The 18683-nt window shown below is 65.3% G+C and carries 15 protein-coding genes; 12 read left to right on the top strand and 3 right to left on the bottom strand.

Features of this window, described 5'->3' with window-relative positions; genetic code table 11:
- Position 1: 1 nt before the first annotated feature.
- From HV744_RS13530 to HV744_RS13495, 8 genes are all read left to right on the top strand, one after another.
- Entirely contained in the window at positions 2 to 1042 is a 1041-nt protein-coding gene (locus HV744_RS13530; protein ID WP_175150009.1) for a GlxA family transcriptional regulator, read from the top strand.
- Between the two features lie 183 nt (positions 1043 to 1225).
- On the top strand, positions 1226 to 2461 hold the full coding sequence (locus HV744_RS13525) for an aspartate aminotransferase family protein (protein WP_175150008.1): 1236 nt from the start codon (positions 1226 to 1228) through the stop codon (positions 2459 to 2461).
- Positions 2462 to 2516: 55 nt separating this feature from the next.
- Complete coding sequence (gene aruF, locus HV744_RS13520) at positions 2517 to 3572, top strand: arginine/ornithine succinyltransferase subunit alpha (protein WP_175150108.1); 1056 nt, start codon at positions 2517 to 2519, stop codon at positions 3570 to 3572.
- Entirely contained in the window at positions 3569 to 4606 is a 1038-nt protein-coding gene (gene astA, locus HV744_RS13515; protein ID WP_175150007.1) for an arginine N-succinyltransferase, read from the top strand. Before aruF ends, astA begins: the two co-directional genes overlap by 4 nt.
- 2 nt (positions 4607 to 4608) lie before the next feature.
- Positions 4609 to 6072: a succinylglutamate-semialdehyde dehydrogenase gene (gene astD, locus HV744_RS13510; RefSeq protein ID WP_175150006.1), complete on the top strand. Its 1464-nt coding sequence runs from the start codon at positions 4609 to 4611 to the stop codon at positions 6070 to 6072.
- A 9-nt stretch (positions 6073 to 6081) separates the two neighbouring features.
- Positions 6082 to 7422, top strand: a complete 1341-nt coding sequence (astB, locus tag HV744_RS13505; RefSeq protein ID WP_175150005.1) for an N-succinylarginine dihydrolase — start codon at positions 6082 to 6084, stop codon at positions 7420 to 7422.
- On the top strand, positions 7406 to 8470 hold the full coding sequence (astE, locus tag HV744_RS13500; RefSeq protein WP_175150004.1) for a succinylglutamate desuccinylase: 1065 nt from the start codon (positions 7406 to 7408) through the stop codon (positions 8468 to 8470). Before astB ends, astE begins: the two co-directional genes overlap by 17 nt.
- Positions 8471 to 8625: 155 nt before the next feature.
- Positions 8626 to 9423 carry an ABC transporter substrate-binding protein gene (locus HV744_RS13495; protein WP_175150003.1) on the top strand — a complete coding sequence of 266 codons (798 nt, stop codon included), beginning with the start codon at positions 8626 to 8628 and terminating at the stop codon, positions 9421 to 9423.
- Between the two features lie 146 nt (positions 9424 to 9569).
- Here the strand turns inward: HV744_RS13495 and HV744_RS13490 are convergent, their stop codons facing one another.
- Positions 9570 to 10328: an acetoacetate decarboxylase gene (locus HV744_RS13490; RefSeq protein WP_175150002.1), complete on the bottom strand. Its 759-nt coding sequence runs from the start codon at positions 10326 to 10328 to the stop codon at positions 9570 to 9572.
- Between the two features lie 266 nt (positions 10329 to 10594).
- On the opposite strand from HV744_RS13490, the gene HV744_RS13485 reads away from it, so the two are divergent.
- Positions 10595 to 11977 carry an EAL and HDOD domain-containing protein gene (locus HV744_RS13485; protein WP_175150001.1) on the top strand — a complete coding sequence of 461 codons (1383 nt, stop codon included), beginning with the start codon at positions 10595 to 10597 and terminating at the stop codon, positions 11975 to 11977.
- Positions 11978 to 12149: 172 nt separating this feature from the next.
- Here HV744_RS13485 and HV744_RS13480 read toward each other — a convergent pair whose 3' ends face one another.
- On the bottom strand, positions 12150 to 13607 hold the full coding sequence (locus tag HV744_RS13480; RefSeq protein WP_175150000.1) for an HDOD domain-containing protein: 1458 nt from the start codon (positions 13605 to 13607) through the stop codon (positions 12150 to 12152).
- A gap of 92 nt (positions 13608 to 13699) precedes the next feature.
- Positions 13700 to 15514, bottom strand: coding sequence for a putative bifunctional diguanylate cyclase/phosphodiesterase (locus HV744_RS13475; protein ID WP_175149999.1), 1815 nt, complete (start codon positions 15512 to 15514; stop codon positions 13700 to 13702).
- 302 nt (positions 15515 to 15816) lie between these two features.
- Between HV744_RS13475 and HV744_RS13470 the strand changes: the two genes are divergently transcribed.
- The 3 genes from HV744_RS13470 to HV744_RS13460 all read left to right on the top strand — a co-directional run bounded on the left by HV744_RS13470 (position 15817) and on the right by HV744_RS13460 (position 18472).
- Positions 15817 to 17154, top strand: coding sequence for an EAL and HDOD domain-containing protein (locus HV744_RS13470; protein ID WP_175149998.1), 1338 nt, complete (start codon positions 15817 to 15819; stop codon positions 17152 to 17154).
- Between the two features lie 179 nt (positions 17155 to 17333).
- Positions 17334 to 17894, top strand: coding sequence for a peroxiredoxin (locus HV744_RS13465; protein WP_175149997.1), 561 nt, complete (start codon positions 17334 to 17336; stop codon positions 17892 to 17894).
- Between the two features lie 113 nt (positions 17895 to 18007).
- On the top strand, positions 18008 to 18472 hold the full coding sequence (locus tag HV744_RS13460; protein ID WP_175149996.1) for a hypothetical protein: 465 nt from the start codon (positions 18008 to 18010) through the stop codon (positions 18470 to 18472).
- Positions 18473 to 18683: the final 211 nt, after the last annotated feature.

Here is an 18683-nt window from a genome sequence, read left to right as displayed (position 1 = left end):
GATGGCCCGTACGTCCAGCCCGGCTCGCACCACGCAGGTCGCAATCGTCGCGTTGCCGCCCGTGTCGATGTCGGGCGTCGGGCCGATTGTCGACGCGCTCAATCTCGCCAATGAAATCGACGGCCGCGCGCTGTACCGCGTCCAGGTGTGTTCGTGGGACGGCCGCGCGGTGCCGCTCGCGGGCGGCGCGCAGTGGCCCGCCGACGCCGCGTTCGGCGACGCGATCGCGTGCGACTGGCTGATCATCGTCAGCGAACGGTTTCAGCAATTCGCCGACTATCGCCTGTTTCTCGCCAGCCTGTCGCGCGTCGGCCAGCGCACGCCGCTCGTCACCGGCATCCATCACGGCGTGTGGTGGCTCGCGATGGCCGGGCAGTTGTCCGGCTATCGCGTGAGCGTCAACTGGGAGACCTATCAGCAGTTCTCCGAGCAGTTCGAGCGCTCGATCGTCACCCAGCAGATCTTCGAAATCGACCGCGATCGCGCCACCTGCGCGGGCGGTCAGGCGAGCGTCGACTTCATGCTGGCGATGATCGGCCGCGAGCACGGTCCCGAGCTGGCCGACCGGATTGCCGACGCGCTCGGCGTCGGCGTGTTGCGCGCGGGCGAAGAACGGCAACGCATTCCGTTCGTGACCGCGCCGGGCGAGCGTCATCCGCGCCTGAACGATGCGTTGCTGCTGATGGAAGCGAATATCGAAGACCCGCTCACCACCGATGAAATCGCCAGTCTCGTGGGCGTGTCGCGGCGGCAGTTGGAGCGCCTGTTTCGCCAGTATCTCGGCTCGATGCCGTCCAAATACTATCTGGGGCTGCGGCTGTCGAAAGCGCGCACGCAATTGCAGCGCACCAGCAAGTCGGTGGTGCAGATCAGCCTCGCGTGCGGTTTTTCGTCGGCGGCGCACTTTTCGAATGCTTACCGGGAACGCTTTGGCGTCACACCGCGCGAGGATCGTCGCAACTGGATCGACAAGCAGACCGGTGCCGCGGCCAGCGAGCCGCGGCCGGCCGCGCTGATCGAGCGGCCGGACCTGGCGGATTGAAGTGAACCTGGGCCGATTGAAACCCAATCGAAGGCGGATTGAAGCGAATCCGGCCGCACGGTTGGACGCCAGGGCCCGCCGCTCGCGCGGAACCTCATAGAAAGCGTCGCGTATGCGCAAGACGTATCGCGTGCGGTTTCCTACACTACCTGTACTACCTCTCACCTGTAACGAGGATTTGCCATGAACGACCTGACTGTGACACGCCAGACTTTCGACGAAGTCATGGTGCCGGTGTTTTCGCCCGCCGCCTTCGTACCGGATCGCGGTCTCGGCTCACGCGTTTGGGATACCCAAGGCCGCGACTATATCGACTTCGCCGGCGGCATTGCCGTCACCGCGCTCGGCCATGGCCATCCCGAGTTGCTGAAGGTGCTGCACGAGCAGGGCGGCAAGCTGTGGCACATCGGCAATGGCTACACGAACGAGCCGGTGCTGCGCCTCGCCAAACGTCTCGAAGACCTGACCTTCGCCGAGCGCGCGTTCTTCGCCAACTCGGGCGCGGAAGCGAACGAAGCGGCGTTGAAGCTGGCGCGCCGCGTCGCGTTCGACCGTCATGGCGCCCACAAGGCCGAAATCATCGCGTTCACGCAGTCGTTTCATGGCCGCACGTTCTTTACGGTGAGCGTCGGCGGCCAGCCGAAGTATTCGGAGGGCTTCGGCCCGGTGCCGGCCGGCATCACCCACTTGCCATACAACGACATCGAAGCGGCGAAGAAAGCCATCGGCTCGCAAACCTGCGCAGTGATCGTCGAGCCGATCCAGGGCGAGGGCGGCGTGATCCCCGCCGATCCGGCGTTCCTGAAAGCGCTGCGCGAGGCCTGCGATCAGCACGGCGCACTGCTGATTTTCGACGAGGTGCAAACGGGCGTGGGCCGCAGCGGTTACTTCTATGCGTATCAGGACACGGGCGTCACGCCGGACATCCTGACCACGGCAAAGGCGCTCGGCAACGGTTTCCCGATCGGCGCGATGCTGACCACCACCGAACTGGCCGCGCATTTCAAGGTCGGCGTGCACGGCACGACCTACGGCGGCAATCCGCTGGGCGCGGCGATCGCGGAGAAAGTGGTCGAGCTGGTCAGCGACCCGAAGGTGCTCGAAGGCGTGCGCGCGCGCGGTGAAGCGCTGAAGGGACACCTCGCGAAGCTCCACGAGCGCTTTGGCCTCTTCACGGAAGTGCGCGGCAAGGGGCTGTTGATCGGCGCCGAGCTGACCGACGCGTTCAAGGGCCGCGCGAAAGACTTCGTCACCGCGGCGGGTCAGCACGGCGTGATCATGCTGATGGCGGGTCCGGACGTGCTGCGTTTCGTGCCGTCGCTGATCATGCCGCTCGACGACATGAGCGAAGGCTTTGAGCGCTTGACCAAGGCCTTCGCGGAAATCGTCGGCGCGAATGCGCAAGCGGCGTCGAATTGATTCAGCCCACCGGGTTCACGCACCGAATCATGCGTCACATTCAACAGGAACGATGATGCTCTTCGTACGTCCAGGGCGCCTTGCCGATCTCGATGCGCTCGAACATATGGCGCGCACCGCGCAACCGGTGCTGCATTCGTTGCCGCACGACCGGCGCGCGCTCGAAGCGCGCGTCGCGTTGTCGGAAGACTCGTTTCGCGCGGATGTCGATTTTCCGGGTGAGGAGTTCTATCTGTTCGTGCTCGAGGATGGCGCAAGCGGCAAGCTGATGGGCACCGCGAGCATCGTCGCCGCGGCCGGTTATGCGGACCCGTTCTACGCGTTTCGCAACGACGCGCTGATTCATGCGTCGCGCGAACTGCACGTGAACCGCAAGATTCACGCGCTGACCATGTCGCACGAACTGACCGGCAAGAGCCGGCTCGCGGGCTTCTACATCGACCCGTCGCTGCGCGGCGACGCCGCCGCGCAGCTGATGTCGCGCGCGCGGATGATGTACGTCGCAGCCAATCGCAAGCGCTTCACGCCCGAGGTGTTCTCGCTGCTGCTCGGCGTCACCGACGAGAACGGCGTGTCGCCGTTCTGGGAAGCGGTGGGGCGCAAGTTCTTCGGCCGCGACTTCGCCGACATCGAAATCGAATCGGGCGGCCGCAGCCGCACCTTTATCGCCGAAGTGATGCCGACCTACCCCATCTATGTGCCGCTACTGCCGGAAGCGGCGCAGCGCGTGCTCGGCGAGCCGGATTCGAAGGCCTTGCTCGCCTATGAGATTCACCTCGAGGAAGGCTTCGAGACGGATCGTTTCATCGACATCTTCGACGCGGGTCCGGTGCTGACCGCGCAGGTGGATCGTAGCGCCTGTGTCACGCGCAACGAAACGCGTCTGGTGCGCGAGTCGGCTGCGGCGAGTGGCTCGACGTATCTGATCGCGCATAACGGCGCCGACGGCGAATTCCGCTGCGTGCTCGGCGAACTGGCCGCGAGCAAGGAGGCCGGCGCGTCGCTGTCGTACGCGGCCCGCGCCGCGCTCGGCGTGGAGGAGGGCGATGCGGTGCGGTGCGTGCCGCTGCATGCGCCGCATCAGGATGAACAATCGGGAGACGCGCAATGATCGTCGTTCGCGTTGTGCAACGAGGCGATGTGGACGCGCTGATGCGGCTCGCGCAGGAAACCGGCCCCGGCCTCACCACCTTCAAGCCGGACCGTGATGCACTGGCTGCGCGTGTCGAACGTGCGCGCCGCACGATGGAAGACAAGGCCGAGCCGCATGAGCAGGGCTACTTCTTCGTGATGGAAGACACCGACACCGGCGACGTGGCCGGCGTCTGCGGCATCGAAACGGCGGTCGGCCTGCAACAGCCGTTCTACAACTATCGCGTGAGCACGGTGGTGCACGCGAGCCAGGACCTCGGCATCTGGACGCGCATGCGCGCGCTGAACATCTCGCACGACCTGACCGGTTATGCCGAAGTGTGCTCGCTGTTCCTGAGCCCGCGCTATCGCGCGAGCGGCGTCGGCGGTCTGCTGTCGCGTTCGCGCTTCATGTTTCTCGCGCAGTTTCGCGAGCGCTTTCCGCAGCGTTTGTGCGCGGAATTGCGCGGCCATTTCGACGCGCAAGGCACTTCGCCGTTCTGGCGCGCGGTCGGCTCGCATTTCTACCAGATCGATTTCAACGCAGCGGACTATCTGAGCTCGCATGGCCGCAAGGCGTTTCTCGCCGAGCTGATGCCGCGCTATCCGGTGTATGTCGAACTGTTGCCGGAGGAGGCGCAGCAATGCGTCGGCCTCACGCATAACGACACGATTCCCGCGCGCCGCATGCTCGAAGCGGAAGGGCTGCGTTACGAGAATCACGTCGATATCTTCGACGCCGGTCCGGTGCTCGAATGCCATATCGCCGACTTGCGCACGGTGCGCGAAAGCGTGCTGGCGCCGGTCGAGATCGCCGAGGCGCCAGCCGGCGCGCCGCAGGATGGGCCGAAGTCGATGGTGTCGAATACGTCGCTGGGCGATTTTCGCGTCGGCGTGGTGGCGGGTGTGCCGCAAGACGGCGTGTTCCGTCTGAGCGCGCTCGAGGCCGCCGCACTCGGCGTCAAGAGCGGCGACCTGGTGCGGGTGCAACTGCAGAAACACAAACAAGGATGATCATGAGCGAGCTTTTCATCGACGGCGAATGGGCCGCCGGCACAGGACCCGCATTCGCGTCGCGCAACCCGGGTACGGGCGCGACGGTATGGGAAGGCAACAGCGCGTCGGCGGACGATGTCGATCGCGCCGTGCGCAGCGCGCGCCGCGCGTTCGCGACGTGGTCGGCGTTGAGCCTCGACGAGCGTTGCGGCGTGGTGCGCCGCTTCGCCGCGCTCGTGACCGAACGCAAGGAAGCGCTCGCCGAAGCGATCGGCCGCGAAACCGGCAAGCCGCTGTGGGAAGCGCGCACCGAAGCGGCGTCGATGGCCGCGAAGGTCGAGATCTCGATTCAGGCCTATAACGAGCGCACCGGCGAGAAGCGCTCGGCGATGGCCGACGGCAGCGCGGTGTTGCGGCATCGTCCGCACGGCGTGGTGGCCGTGTTCGGGCCGTATAACTTCCCTGGCCACCTGCCGAACGGGCATATCGTGCCGGCGCTGATCGCGGGCAACGCGGTCGTGTTCAAGCCGTCCGAGCTCGCGCCGGGCGTGGCCGCCGTCACCGTGCAGATCTGGCGCGATGCGGGCTTGCCCGCCGGCGTGCTGAATCTCGTGCAGGGCGAGAAGGAGACTGGCATTGCGCTGGCGAATCACCGGCAGATCGACGGCCTGTTCTTCACCGGTAGTTCGGACACCGGAACATTGCTGCACAAGCAGTTCGGCGGCCGGCCGGAGATCGTGCTGGCGCTGGAGATGGGCGGCAACAATCCGCTCGTGATCGGCCCGGTGGCCGATGTCGATGCCGCCGTGCATCACACGATCCAGTCGGCGTTTCTGTCGGCGGGGCAGCGCTGCACGTGCGCGCGCCGTATTTTCGTGCCGAACGACGCGTTCGGCGACCGCTTCCTGGAGCGCCTCACCGAGGTCACGTCGCGCATCGGCGTCGGCGAATATAACGCCGATCCGCAGCCGTTCATGGGCGCCGTGATTTCGGCGCGCGCGGCTGCACGGCTCGTCGCCGCACAGGAGCGTCTGCTCGCCGACGGCGCGCAGGCATTGTTGAAGATGGAGCAGCGCGATCCGCAGCTCGGCTTCGTCACGCCGGCGATTCTCGACGTGACCAACGTGAAGAACCTGCCCGACGAGGAGCACTTCGGACCGCTCGCGCAGATCGTCCGCTACGGCAGCTTCGACGAAGCGCTGGAAAAAGCCAACGACACCGAGTTCGGCCTCTCCGCCGGCCTGCTCGCCGACGACGAGGCGTTGTGGACGCATTTCCAGCGCACCATCCGCGCGGGCATCGTCAACTGGAACCGGCCGACCAACGGTGCGTCGTCGGGCGCGCCGTTCGGCGGTCCGGGCCGCTCGGGCAATCATCGGCCGAGCGCGTTCTACGCCGCCGATTACTGCGCGTATCCGATGGCATCCGTCGAAAGCGCGCAACTGCAAATGCCCGCGAGCGTCTCGCCGGGCCTTCAATTCTAAGGATCGACGATGCAAGCCACTGAAGCCAATTTCGACGGCCTGGTCGGCCCGACCCACAACTATGCGGGGCTCTCGTTCGGCAACGTCGCGTCGCAGAACAACGAGAAGTCGGTTGCGAATCCGAAGGCGGCGGCCAGGCAGGGCCTGCGCAAGATGAAGCAGCTCGCCGACCTCGGTTTTCATCAGGGCGTGTTGCCGCCGCAGGAGCGTCCGTCGATGCGCCTGTTGCGCGAACTCGGCTTCTCCGGCGACGACGCGTCGGTGATCGCGCGCGTCGCGAAAGACGCGCCCGAGTTGCTGGCCGCGGCGAGTTCGGCGTCGGCGATGTGGACCGCGAACGCGGCGACCGTGAGCCCGTCGGCCGATACGCATGACGGCCGTGTGCATTTCACGCCGGCCAATCTGTGCAGCAAGCTGCATCGCGCGATCGAGCATCAATCGACGCGCCGCACGTTGCGCGCGATCTTCAGTGATACCGACCGCTTCGTGGTGCACGAGGCGCTGCCCGGCACGCCGGCGCTCGGCGACGAAGGCGCGGCGAATCACACGCGCTTTTGCGCGGACTATGGCGCACGCGGCGTCGAATTCTTCGTGTACGGCCGCAGCGAATACCGTCGCGGACTGGAGCCGAAGCGCTTTCCCGCGCGTCAGACGTTCGAGGCGAGCCGCGCGGTGGCGCACCGTCATGGCCTGGGCGACGCGGCGACGGTGTTCGCGCAGCAGAACCCCGACGTGATCGATGCGGGCGTGTTTCATAACGACGTGATCGCGGTCGGCAATCGCAACACGCTGTTCTGCCATCAACTTGCGTTCGTCGAACAGCACGCGGTGTACGACGAACTGCGTTCGAAGCTCGCGGGCCTGAAGGCCGGCTTCGACGTGATCGAAGTGCCGGACTCGCAGGTGAGCGTGGCCGACGCCGTCACGTCATATCTGTTCAACAGTCAGTTGCTGACGCGCCCGGACGGCAAGCAGGTGCTGGTGGTGCCGCAGGAATGCCGCGAAAACCCGCGCGTGGCGGCCTACCTCGACGACCTCGCCGCGCACTCGGGCCCGATCGACGATGTGCTCGTGTTCGATCTGCGCGAGAGCATGAAGAATGGCGGCGGTCCGGCGTGCCTGCGTCTGCGCGTGGTGCTCGACGACGCGGAACGCGCGGCGGTGACGCCGGGCGTATGGATCGACGACAAGCTGTTCGGCCGCCTGGATGCGTGGATCGAAAAGCACTATCGCGACCGCCTCGCGCCGGCAGATCTGACCGATCCGCAATTGCTCGCCGAGTCGCGCACCGCGCTCGACGAACTGACGCAGATTCTCGGGCTGGGTTCGCTGTATGACTTCCAGCGCTGAGCACCCGATGCCGGTTCAGGTTCCGATTCCGATGCTCAACGATTTCCTCGCCTATACGCTCGGGGGGACGCGGCCTGCCGCGAATGAAACCCACGGCGTGTGCGCGAACGGCGTGCGCTGGTCGTGGCAGGATGACGGCGTGCTGGTGGTCGAGCCCGCCGCGCAACCGGCGGGCGTGCGCAGCGTGCTGGTGTCGGCCGGCGTACACGGCGACGAGACGGCGCCGATCGAACTGCTGTCGCAACTGGTGCACGATATCGCGCATGACAGCGCCGCGCTGACCTGCCGCGTGCTGGTGATTTTCGGCAACGTCGACGCGATGCGTGAAGCGTGCCGTTATCGCGACGACGATCTGAACCGCCTCTTCGGCGGCCGTCATCTGCAGGTGCCGGATAGCCATGAAGCGCCGCGTGCCGCTGCGCTGGAGCGGGCCGCGACGCAGTTCTTCGCGGCGGCGTCCGATGCACCCGGCGCGCGCTGGCATATCGACATGCACACGGCGATCCGCGCGTCCGCGTTCGAGCAGTTCGCGTTGCTGCCGCATACCGGCAAGCCGTTTTCGCGCGCGATGTTCGAGTGGCTCGGCGACGCACGCATCAGCGCAGTGCTGCTGCATACCACCAAAGGCAACACCTATTCGCACTTCACCGCGCAAGCGTGCGGGGCCGATGCGTGCACCCTGGAACTGGGCAAGGTGCGCCCGTTCGGCGAGAACGATCTGACGCGTTTTGCCGGTGCGGACCTGGCGTTGCGTCATCTGCTGGCCGGAACGCACGGCAATGCGGACGCGTCGATGCCGCGCGTGTTCACCGTGATCGATCAACTCACCAAGCAAAGCGACGCGTTCGAATTGCTGCTGGCGGCGGACGTGCCGAATTTCACGCCGTTCGCCAAAGACACCTTGCTCGCGCGCGATGGCGAGTATCGCTATACGGTGCGCCACGACGAAGAGCGCATCGTGTTTCCGAATGCGACGGTCAAGCCGGGCTTGCGCGCCGGTTTGCTGGTGATCGAAACCACCGCGGACACGCTGTCGAAGCTCGTCTAGGCGAGCGCGCCCGGCGTTGCCTGTACAATCGCGGCCGCGCGGCTGTTGCGCTGCACCACAGCGGCCGCACGGGTTTGAATCGCATTTTTGGCGCGGCAATCATGCTGGCCCGGATTCGGCTCCGTTTTATTCAATACCGTAGAGGAACACCCGTAATGAAGATGAATTGGCGAAACATGGCTGCGCTCGCGCTGTTCGCGACGGCGACCATAACGGCAGGCACCGCATCGGCGGCCGCGGATATCAAGGAAGTGCGCTTCGGCGTCGAGGCGTCGTATGCGCCGTTCGAATCGAAGTCGCCGTCGGGCGACCTGCAAGGTTTCGACATCGATGTCGGCAACGCCGTGTGCGCGAAGCTGAAGGCCAAATGCGTGTGGGTCGAGAACTCGTTCGACGGACTGATCCCGGCGCTCGCGGCGCGCAAGTTCAACGCGATCAACTCGGACATGACGATCACCGAGCAACGCCGCCAGGCGGTCGACTTCACCGATCCGATCTACACGATCCCGAATCAGATGATCGCGAAGAAGGGCAGCGGTCTGCTGCCGACGGCCGCGTCGCTGAAGGGCAAGCACGTCGGCGTGCTGCAGGGCACGATTCAGGAAACCTACGCGAAGGCGCGCTGGGCGCCGGCCGGCGTCGACGTCGTGCCGTATCAGACGCAGGATCAGATCTACGCCGACCTGGCGTCGGGCCGGCTGGACGCGTCGTTCCAGGACGCGGAAGCGGCATCGAAAGGCTTTCTGAAGAAGCCGCAAGGCGCGGGCTTCGACTTCGCGGGCCCGGCCGTCACCGACGAGAAGCTGCTCGGCGCGGGCGTGGGCTACGGCATCCGCAAGGGCGACAAGGCGTTGAAGGATGCGCTGAACGAGGCGCTGAAGGAACTGAAGGCGGACGGTACGATCGATCGCCTCGCCGCGAAGTACTTCGATGTGAAGGTCGTGATGAAGTAAGGCGTTGCGTGGAGCGCTTTGCGCTTTTCGCTTTACGCGTAGAAGTCTGGTTTTGATGCAAACGGCCGCTACATGCGGCCGTTTGCATTTGGCCTCCGGCAAACCACGAACGATGCGATACGCACGTCGCGCGCCTTGACAGCCGGTCAGCGCACGTTCGCCTCAGGCTGGTCCAGATAGTCGAACGCCACTTCGCCGAGGCCGAGCGTCAGATCGGCAAGCAGATGGCGCGCCTCGACGATCTCCAGCACCGGCAACTCGGCGACCGGCGCGAGCGCATGCGGCGCCAGTTCGAGCGAGGCCGGCCCGGTCCAGGCGCCTTTCAGATCGATATCCTGCAGGTAGTAGCGCACCAGTTCGCAGATGCGCGGCGTGCCGTCCACATGCGGAATCACCTTGAGCAGAAAGTTCGGCGTTTCGAGGCGCTTCTTCTGTTGCGCGAGATCGAGTTGCCGGTGCTTGTAGCCCATCGTGCCGGTGGCGATGCGCACCGGGCCGTAGTCGAGCGTGCCGACCAGCGTGTCGGTGTGGACCGCGAGCACCGGGTTCGCGAGCTTCTTCGGAAAACCCCACAACTCGCGGCCGCCGGCGATCGGCGGGTGGTCGTCCAGATACATCGCCAGCGTGTAGCCGCCCGCGACGCCGTTGAACGACACTGGAATCACCTGGCCGCTTTCGGTGTAGTCGCCGAAACCGGTCGAATCCGGCATGCGGATGAACTCGTAGTGCACCAGCGGTTCGCCGATCTCGAGCGGCTCGGGCACCACGGCGCGCAGTTTGTCCGGGTCGGTGCGGTAAGTGATGATCAGGAATTCGCGGTCGATGAAACGATAGGGGCCCATCGGAAATGCCGGGCTCGTGATCGGCATCGCGAAGGCATTTGACAGCACGCTTTTGACGTCCATGTTTGTCCTTGGTGGTTAAACGCGGTTGGAACGCTTCTGCACTGCATCAGAGTATCGTCGATTCCTTGCCCGATCGTCGTCGGACTGCTCACCAATTATTTCGAGATATTGCGTCGTTGACATGTCCGGGGTTGATAGCCTGCGCTAAAATCGCCGGGCATACCGTCGGCGCCACGGGCCTGACTCAGGTCAACGAACGCGCGCCATGGGGCGGCTAAAACCAGAATACAGCGGGAGGCGCCGACGGCGCCGAGCGGGGGACCGGAATGACCAGCATCGCAATCGAGACTCTGAGCCAGACCGGCGCGACGGACGACGCGCAACTGCTTGCCAGCTTCGCCCGGCAGCCGATCCTGAACCGGGACGGCATGCTGTGCGGTTACGAGATCAAGGTGCGGGCGCCGGCGTTGCCGGTGGCCGACGCAGACGCAAACACAGACGCAAACACAGACGAAGCGGCGGCGCACGCGAGCCCCGATGCGTTGCCGGGCCGCGCGCCCGAGCCGGCGCAACGCGTGGCGCGAGCCATCATCCGCGGCCTGATTCAAGGCGACGTGCGCGGCGCGCTCACCGGGCATCCGGCCTACGTCGACGTCAGCCGCGAGATGCTGCTGGACGATTTCATTCTGCGGCTGCCCGCCGACCGCGTCATGTTCGAACTGTCGCCGGCGCTCGAAGTCGACGACGCACTGATCGCGCGGATCGTGCAACTGCATGGCCGGCGCTACCGCTTCGTGCTCGACGAGGTGGCCCAGCCCGACGAGACGTTCGCCAAACTGCTGCCTTACGCGGAAGTCGTCAAGATCGACGTCACGCGCACCCCGCGTGCGTTGTTGGCCAAGCTCGCGAGCGTGCTGAAGTCGGCGGGCAAGCTGCTGGTCGCTTCCGGGATCGATGTGCAGGCCGATTTCGAAACGACGCATGCGCTCGGCTTCGATCGCTTTCAGGGCTATTTCTTCGCGCGGCCGCAAAGCTCGGCGAGCCGGCGTGTGAGCGCGCCGCGCCACGCGCTGCTGAATCTGCTGCAATTGCTGGCGGGCGACCCGACCGTCGCGCAGCTCGAAGCCGAACTGAAGCTGAACCCGGTGCTGGTGATGCACCTGATGAAGCTCGCGAACTCGAGCGGTCTCGCCGTCGGCCATAAAGTGACGACGCTGCGCGACGCGATCAACGCGACCGGCACCGACCGCATCGCGCGCTGGACGCAGTTGCTGCTCTATGCCGACGGCCGCAAGGTCGCACTCGAAGACGACCCGTTGCTGCAACTCGCGGCGACCCGGGCGCGCTTCATGGAACTGGCGATCGAGCGTTTGCCCGAAGCCGGCCGCGACGAAGCCGATGCGGCGTTTCTGACCGGTGTGTTCTCGTTCGTCGACGCGGTGTTCGGCGGCTCGCTCGAAAGCACGTTGAACGTGCTGACGCTGTCGCGTCCGATTCAAGCGGCGATTCTGCGTCGCGAGGGCGTGCTGGGTGTGCTGCTGAGGACGGTCGAAGCGCTGGAGCGCGGCGATTGGGAGCGGGTTGCCGCGCTAGGCGAGCGCCTGCAGCCGCTGACGGTGGAAGAGCTCGCGCAGATGGGTCTCGAGGCGGGCGCATGGGCCGGCGTCGCGGATCGCAGCGCGCAAGGGTTGGAAAGGATCGAGGACTGAGCGCGGGGCGGCGCGAGCGTAAAGCGCGGAGCCGAAGCCGAGGCACGGCATGCGGCGCAGGTGGCGCGTGCGCGGGCCTCGGCAAACTGAATCAGTGTTGAACAGCGTTGAAGCAGGGCAAATACAGAATCGGTGAGAGTGAAGCACCGTGATCAACGATCACGCCAGGTCTTCACATCGTCTCCATTTCCCGCATCTGCCCCAGGCCAAAAAAACGTCCCAACTCCTTCGCCAACTCGTTCAACACGCTCATCTCGTTCTGCGAGATGCGGCGTGGCTCCTGAGTATGAGACCAGTCGCCGTATAACAGCGCCACGGTCTGGTCGCTGTCATCGACCACCGGTAACAGCACGAACGCGCGGGTGTCGTCGAACGAGCGGCGGAACCACTCGGGCAAGCGCGCGATCATTTTCGGGTCGCGCGCATTCTCGATGAAGATGCCCACCGAATTCGCGATCGCGAGATGAAACACGTCGGGCTCGAACGCCGTGCTGAAGGTCAGCTTCGGCAGCGCCGCGTCGGTCTTCGGACCCAGGCCGAGGCGCGCCTTGAACGTGCCGTTGCTGTGCTTGACGAACACTACCGTGCGCGCAAAGCCGAGGGCCGCCAACACGGTTTCCGACGCTATCGCCAGGGCCGGCGCGAGCGGGCTGCCGTCGGGCAGGCCGCGCAGATCTTCGACCCCCACCGCGATGCGCGCCTCCGGGTTGAGCGCCTCGCGCGCGATCGCATCCGCATTCGCGCGCAGCTCGACGATTTCGCGCATCACGCCGTCGCCGCCTTCTTCGCGGGCGAGCGCGACGCTCATCTCGAGCAGCACTTCGGGGTCCGTATTCAACGCACCGCTGTATTCCTGCGCCAGTTCGGCGATGCGTGCTTCACGCTCCCAGTCCGGCGTGTTCTGCTGGGTGAGCACGTCGGCGACCGCGGTCGAGTAATTGGTGATCGCGCGCAGCCACTGCACCTGGCGCGGCTGTTCGACATCCTGCGGATCGAACTCGCCCATGCCCGAGCGGATCATGTCGGGCAGACGCCAACGCACGGCGGCTTCGGCGCCGATCTCGTCGAACGTCACGCCGAGCACCAGCACGCACGCATCGGCTTCGAGCGTGCCGTCGTCGATATGACGGCGAATCTGGTCCCACTCGGCGTCCAGATAGAACACCACCAGCAGCTTGCCGATCTGCCGCATCAGCGTGCAGACCACCGCTTCTTCGCCGGCGCGCAGATCGCCGCGCTCGGTCAGCTTGCGCGCGACGCAGCCCGACAGCAGCGTGCGGTTCAGTTCGAGTTTCGCGTCGATGCGGCGCGGCGCGCTGTGATGAAAGTGATCGACGATCTTCAGACCGACGACGAGATGGCCGACCGCGTCCATGCCGAGCACCATCAGCGCGCGCGACACGGTCGTGATGTTGCCGCCGAACGCCATATACATGGCCGAGTTGGCGAGGCGCAGCACCTTTTGAGTCAACGCGAAGTCCGACAGCACCACTTGCACGAGGCCGCTGAAATCGAGGTCGTCATTGTTCATCGCCGCCATGGTGGTGCGCAGCGACTGCGACAGCATGGGGAAATCGCCGCGCTCGCTCATTCGCGTCCAGAGCCGGTCGAGCACTGCCGCCTTTACCATGTGAGTCCCGCAAAAACCATACATGTTCCAATGAGTGCCACGCCGGCCTCGGGCCGGCTTGTTCCACTGCCTAAGCGCTGTGCCTGCATTTGCTAGGCGGAGTGCAAGTGAAGCGTGCGCGCTTCGAAACGCCGCGCGAGTTCGTCGGAGGGCAATGCCTTGCAGACCAGCCAGCCCTGAATGTGATCGCATCCCATCTCGGTGAGCAGCGTGCGTTGCGCTTCCGTTTCGACGCCTTCGGCAACCAGTTCGAGATCGAGCGTTTGAGCGAGTCCGACGACCGCGCTAACGATTGCCTGATCGTTTCGCGAGGTTAGCAGATTCTCGACAAAACTCCGGTCGATCTTGAGCTTGGCCAGCGGAAATCGTTGCAGGTAAGCCAGACTCGAATAGCCGGTGCCGAAATCGTCGACCGCAAAGCGGATGCCCATCGCCGTCAGTTCTTCGAGCAGACCCTTGGCGTGCGCCGGGTCGTGCATCAGCAGGCTTTCGGTGATCTCGAACACGACGCGGCGCGGATCGATGCCGGTCAGCTCGATCGCCTCGCGCACGGAGTCCTTGAAGCGCGGATCGCGGAACTGCTGCGGCGATACGTTCACCGCCACGTATTGCAGCTCGATGCCTTGCGCGTCCCACTGGATCAACTGCATGCAGGCGACCTTCAATACCCAGTTGCCGAGGAAGTTGATCAGGCCGATCGACTCCGCGAGCGGGATGAACATCGACGGCGGCAGCAGGCCGTGCACCGGATGGGTCCAGCGGATCAGCGCCTCGACGCCGACCACGCCGTGCGTGCGACTGCTCGTGATCGGCTGGAAGTGCAGTGAGAACTCGCCGTTGCGCACGCCGTCGTAAAGATCGGCCTCCAGCTTCAGGCGTTCGGCATCGGCGGGGTTGTCGTCCGGCACATAGAACGCGAGCGTGTTGCCGCCGGCCGCCTTGGCTTGCAGCAACGCATGGTCGGCCCAGCGCAGCAGGTGGGTGTCGTGCGCGGCGGTGTCGTTGGCGTGGCGCACGTCCGGATACAGCGCGATGCCGATGCTCGCCGACAGATGCACCTGCTGGCCCTTGAACCCGTAGGGCTGCTGGATCGCGGTCAGCAGGCGCCGCGCCAGCGCTTCGGCGGCTGCGGCGGCGTCGGTGCGGCTGGCGGCGGGCTTCACGAGGATCGCGAACTCGTCGCTTGCGACACGCGCCACGGTCTCGTTCGGACCCGTCATGTTCAACAGACGCCGCGAGGTGTCGCGCAGCATCTCGTCACCGACGTCGTAGCCGAGCGCGCGGTTCACGCGCTGATAGTCGTCGAGGTCGAGCAGGAGCAGCGCCACCGGCGTGCCGTGCGCGTCCGCTTGTTGTTGGGCGTCGAGCAGCGCGGGCAGCAGCGCCGACTGATTGGCCAGATTGGTCAGGCGGTCCAGATGCAGCGCCTGGGTCAGCCGCTCCTCGGTGGCGCGCCAGGCCGACACGTCGAAGCCGGCGATCGCATAGCCGTCGGTGCCGTCGTGGCTGCTGCGTACCACGCGCAATTCGACGGTGATCGGATAGGTCAGCGACTTGATCAGGCCGAGCGTCGCCTTCTCGACGTTGCCGGAGCTCGCGGCGCGCGTCAGCAGCGCGTCGAGGCGCGCCACGTCGGCCGGCGCGACCAGATCGTGCAGCGTGATCGTCTCCAGATACTCGCGGTGGTAGCCGATGAAGCGCAGGCTGGCGTCGGACACGTAGATGAAGCGCAGCGCATCGTCGACGTGCGCCAGCAGGTCGACGGCGCCGACCACCTGTTCCAGTTGCGCAGCGCGGCTTGCGCCGCTCTGCTGTGTGCCGTCCACGCGCCGGCCGAACGCACGAAGCCGGTCCATGACCGTGCGCAAGGAGCCCCGGCGGGGCGCGGTGATCCTGTTCGCTTCCATGTTTGTCGCTGGCAACCTGTGTTCGTCTGGCAGGCGGGCGGCTCGCTTGCCGCTGGTTCGGGCGGTCAAGAGGTATCAGGCCGCCCCATCAGAACGAGATAACGACCCCGGCCGGAAAATCTTTAGCGGCGGCCAGAAAAAACATCGGGTAAGCAAGCGCGTGCGCGCCGGGGCGCCGCCGCCGGCGCGATTCGGTTAAAGTGGCGCCGCTTGATGTCCGTTAACAGGGCAATCCTTGTTGTGCAGTGCCGGCTGTGACGTCGCTGCTGCGTAGCCTTTCCGAATAATTGCACCGATGATCCATGTCCGAACGTCATATTGCCAGGGCCCTTGCCCGGCGCATCGAGGTGCTTGACTCATCCGTCGACGACGCCGAGCGAGGCTCCGCCGCGCAGTTCATCTACCTGGGCCGTCAGCCGATCCTCGATCGCGACGGCGCGCTCAATGCGTACGAGCTGCTGTTCCGGACCGGCGCGCACAACTACGCCGAAGTCAGCGACGACGCGCAGGCGACCGCGCAGGTGGTCGCTCACACGCTCGGCGGGATCGGCGTGCCGGCGGTGCTGGGGCCGCTGCGCGGCTTCGTCAATATCGACCGCGCGCTGCTGTTCAACGACATCGTCCATCTGATGCCGCCTGAGCGCTTCGTGCTCGAGATCCTCGAAACCGTGAGGTTCGACGCGCAACTGACGCGCCGGCTGGGCGAGTTGCGCCGCGCCGGCTTCCAGGTGGCGCTCGACGATGTCGGCGAACTGTCGGACGAGCTGATCGACGTGCTGCCGTACACCGACATCGTCAAGATCGACTTTCTGCAAACCCCGCGCGCCGCGCTCGCCGAACTGGCCGCCACGCTGCGCGGCCACGGCAAGACGCTGGTCGCCGAGAAGGTCGAGACGCGCGAGGACTTCGCGCTCGCGCGCGAACTCGGCTTCGATCTGTTCCAGGGATACTTCTTCGCGCGGCCGCAGGTGCTGGCCGCGCCGCACAGCCGTTCGGTGCGTCCGGGCCTGCTGCGCCTGCTCGCGCTGCTGTCGCGCGATGCCGGCATTGTCGAGCTGGAGGCCGAACTCAAGCTGAACCCGAGCGTGGTGGTGCAACTGCTGCGGCTGGTCAATTCGAGCGCGTTCGGGCTTGGACGCAATATCGCGTCGCTGCGCGAGGCGATCATCGCCACCGGCACGCGGCAGATTGCACGCTGGGCGCAACTGCTGCTGTATGCGGACAGCGGCGATCTGCCGTGGCGCGCCGATCCGCTGGTGCAGCTGGCCGGCACGCGCTCGCGCTTCATGGAGCTTGCCGCCAGCTGGCTGCGCCCGTCCGATAATGATTTTGCCGATGCCGCGTTCATGACCGGTATTTTTTCTCTGGTCCACGTGGTGCTCGGCAGCAAGCCGCGCGTGGTGCTGGAGAAGCTCGGCCTCGCGCCGCATATTCGCGAAGCGATCGTGTCGGGCAGCGGTGAACTCGGCACCTTGCTGCGTCTTGCCGAAGTGGCGGGCGAGGGGGGCGACGCCGCGTCGATTGCCGCGGCACCCGATGCGCCGGCCGGCTTCGCGGCGCTGACTCCCGACGTGCTGTCCGAGTTGAATCTGTCGGCGGCGGCGTGGTTCGGCGCGCATGTCGAGGAAGCGGCTGTCTGAGGTGGTCGAGGGCGCCGTGCCCCGCGCATGTCTGTCTTACGCACCCTTCAGGCTTCTTCATACGTATTCCGTGCGGACGTGTTCCAATAGCGTGCAGAGCTGGCTGGGGTTCCACTGAACGCCGCCAACCTCGGTTCATTGGACTAAGCGCGTGAAGTCACGCCAAGGAGGAGCAGCAGATGAAAGGGAAATTCATACCGATGGCGCTGGCCGTCGTCATGTCGGCCGGATTCGCGATGTATTCGTTGAGAGCCTCCGCGACGCTCAAGCCGGGCGACGCGGCGCCGCCGTTTACCGCGGAGGCCTCGCTGGGCGGCAAGACCTATACGTATTCACTGGCCGACGAGTTGAAGAAAGGGCCGGTGGTGCTGTACTTCTATCCGGCGGCCTTTACCAAGGGCTGCACGATCGAAGCGCACGAGTTCGCCGATGCCGTCGACGAGTACAAGAAATATGGCGCGACGGTGATCGGCGTGTCGCACGACAACATCGACACGTTGACGAAGTTTTCCGTGAGCGAATGCCGTAGCAAGTTCCCGGTTGCAGCGGACGCCGAAGCGAAAGTGATCGGCGCTTATGACGCCGGCATGCCGATGCATGGCTCGATGGCCAATCGCGTGTCGTATGTGATCGCGCCGGACGGCAAGATCATCTATGAGTACACGAGCCTGTCGCCGGAGAAGCACGTCGAGAACACGTTGAAAGCGGTGAAGGAGTGGGCGGCGACGCATAAGCAATAAGCGGCCGTCACGCCGGGCTCACGCGCGGCGGCGCGTTTTTCGCCATGGTGCCTTGCGCCGGGAATGAGGCATCGCTCATGCTAGGCTAGGCTTTTTTGCCGGGTGAGCTTGCGATGCCGATTGTCGTTGCGTTAATTGCGCTGATCGCGCTGGTGTACGGCGCGGTGCGCGCGTTCTATGCGTTGCAGGCGGCCTTCGGGCTGGCCGTTGCGGTCGGCGTGGCCGTGCTGGTTGCGTTGCTGCTGATGGCCGCCGCCGCATATTGGTGGCGCCGCCGCCAGGAAGTCGCGCCGAACGTTCACGACGGCGACTGGACTCATGAGCTCAAAGGGAACTGGGGTTCGGTCCGGCTCGCTGCCGGCAAGCGGCTGTGCGAGATTCATGTCGGCGCAGAGCGCGGCGCATATATTTTTGCCGATCTGCGCGGGGCCGAGGTTCAGGGCCGCGAGGGTCAATCGCAGGTCGCTTTGAAGGTTAAAGACCCGAGGCATGCCGATTGGCTTGTGCCGATGTCGGGGGAGCGGCAGGCGAAGCAATGGCAGCGGATTTTTTTGCTGGCGATGGAGCAGAAGCTTTAGGTTCTTGCGCACGCGGTTGGTTTGCGCCAGCAGCGTTGGCTTCGCATGGGCCGATAGTGTTCTTAGTGTTCTATTAGCACGCGCTGGCACTGCGGATAGAACAATGGCGGAAGCAAAGGCCGACGTTGTGCAACATCAGAAAGAAAATGCCAGCCAGGTCAAAAATGGCAAAGTGGATAGCCGGCATTCAGAACATGACGCGGCGAAGCAG

The sequence above is a fragment of the Paraburkholderia ultramafica genome (genome assembly GCF_902859915.1).
Lineage (GTDB): Bacteria > Pseudomonadota > Gammaproteobacteria > Burkholderiales > Burkholderiaceae > Paraburkholderia > Paraburkholderia ultramafica.
Note: the sequence above shows the minus strand (reverse complement) of the source record. Positions and strands in the feature narration are given on the sequence as shown.

Excerpts from the sequence above, each read along its gene's own strand:
- HV744_RS13530 (WP_175150009.1), top strand. The coding sequence starts at position 2 with ATGGCCCGTACGTCCAGCCCGGCTCGCACCACGCAGGTCGCAATCGTC.
- HV744_RS13525 (WP_175150008.1), top strand. The coding sequence starts at position 1,226 with ATGAACGACCTGACTGTGACACGCCAGACTTTCGACGAAGTCATGGTG.
- aruF (WP_175150108.1), top strand. The coding sequence starts at position 2,517 with ATGCTCTTCGTACGTCCAGGGCGCCTTGCCGATCTCGATGCGCTCGAA.
- astA (WP_175150007.1), top strand. The coding sequence starts at position 3,569 with ATGATCGTCGTTCGCGTTGTGCAACGAGGCGATGTGGACGCGCTGATG.
- astD (WP_175150006.1), top strand. The coding sequence starts at position 4,609 with ATGAGCGAGCTTTTCATCGACGGCGAATGGGCCGCCGGCACAGGACCC.
- astB (WP_175150005.1), top strand. The coding sequence starts at position 6,082 with ATGCAAGCCACTGAAGCCAATTTCGACGGCCTGGTCGGCCCGACCCAC.
- astE (WP_175150004.1), top strand. The coding sequence starts at position 7,406 with ATGACTTCCAGCGCTGAGCACCCGATGCCGGTTCAGGTTCCGATTCCG.
- HV744_RS13495 (WP_175150003.1), top strand. The coding sequence starts at position 8,626 with ATGAAGATGAATTGGCGAAACATGGCTGCGCTCGCGCTGTTCGCGACG.
- HV744_RS13490 (WP_175150002.1), bottom strand. The coding sequence starts at position 10,328 with ATGGACGTCAAAAGCGTGCTGTCAAATGCCTTCGCGATGCCGATCACG.
- HV744_RS13485 (WP_175150001.1), top strand. The coding sequence starts at position 10,595 with ATGACCAGCATCGCAATCGAGACTCTGAGCCAGACCGGCGCGACGGAC.
- HV744_RS13480 (WP_175150000.1), bottom strand. The coding sequence starts at position 13,607 with ATGGTAAAGGCGGCAGTGCTCGACCGGCTCTGGACGCGAATGAGCGAG.
- HV744_RS13475 (WP_175149999.1), bottom strand. The coding sequence starts at position 15,514 with ATGGAAGCGAACAGGATCACCGCGCCCCGCCGGGGCTCCTTGCGCACG.
- HV744_RS13470 (WP_175149998.1), top strand. The coding sequence starts at position 15,817 with ATGTCCGAACGTCATATTGCCAGGGCCCTTGCCCGGCGCATCGAGGTG.
- HV744_RS13465 (WP_175149997.1), top strand. The coding sequence starts at position 17,334 with ATGAAAGGGAAATTCATACCGATGGCGCTGGCCGTCGTCATGTCGGCC.
- HV744_RS13460 (WP_175149996.1), top strand. The coding sequence starts at position 18,008 with ATGCCGATTGTCGTTGCGTTAATTGCGCTGATCGCGCTGGTGTACGGC.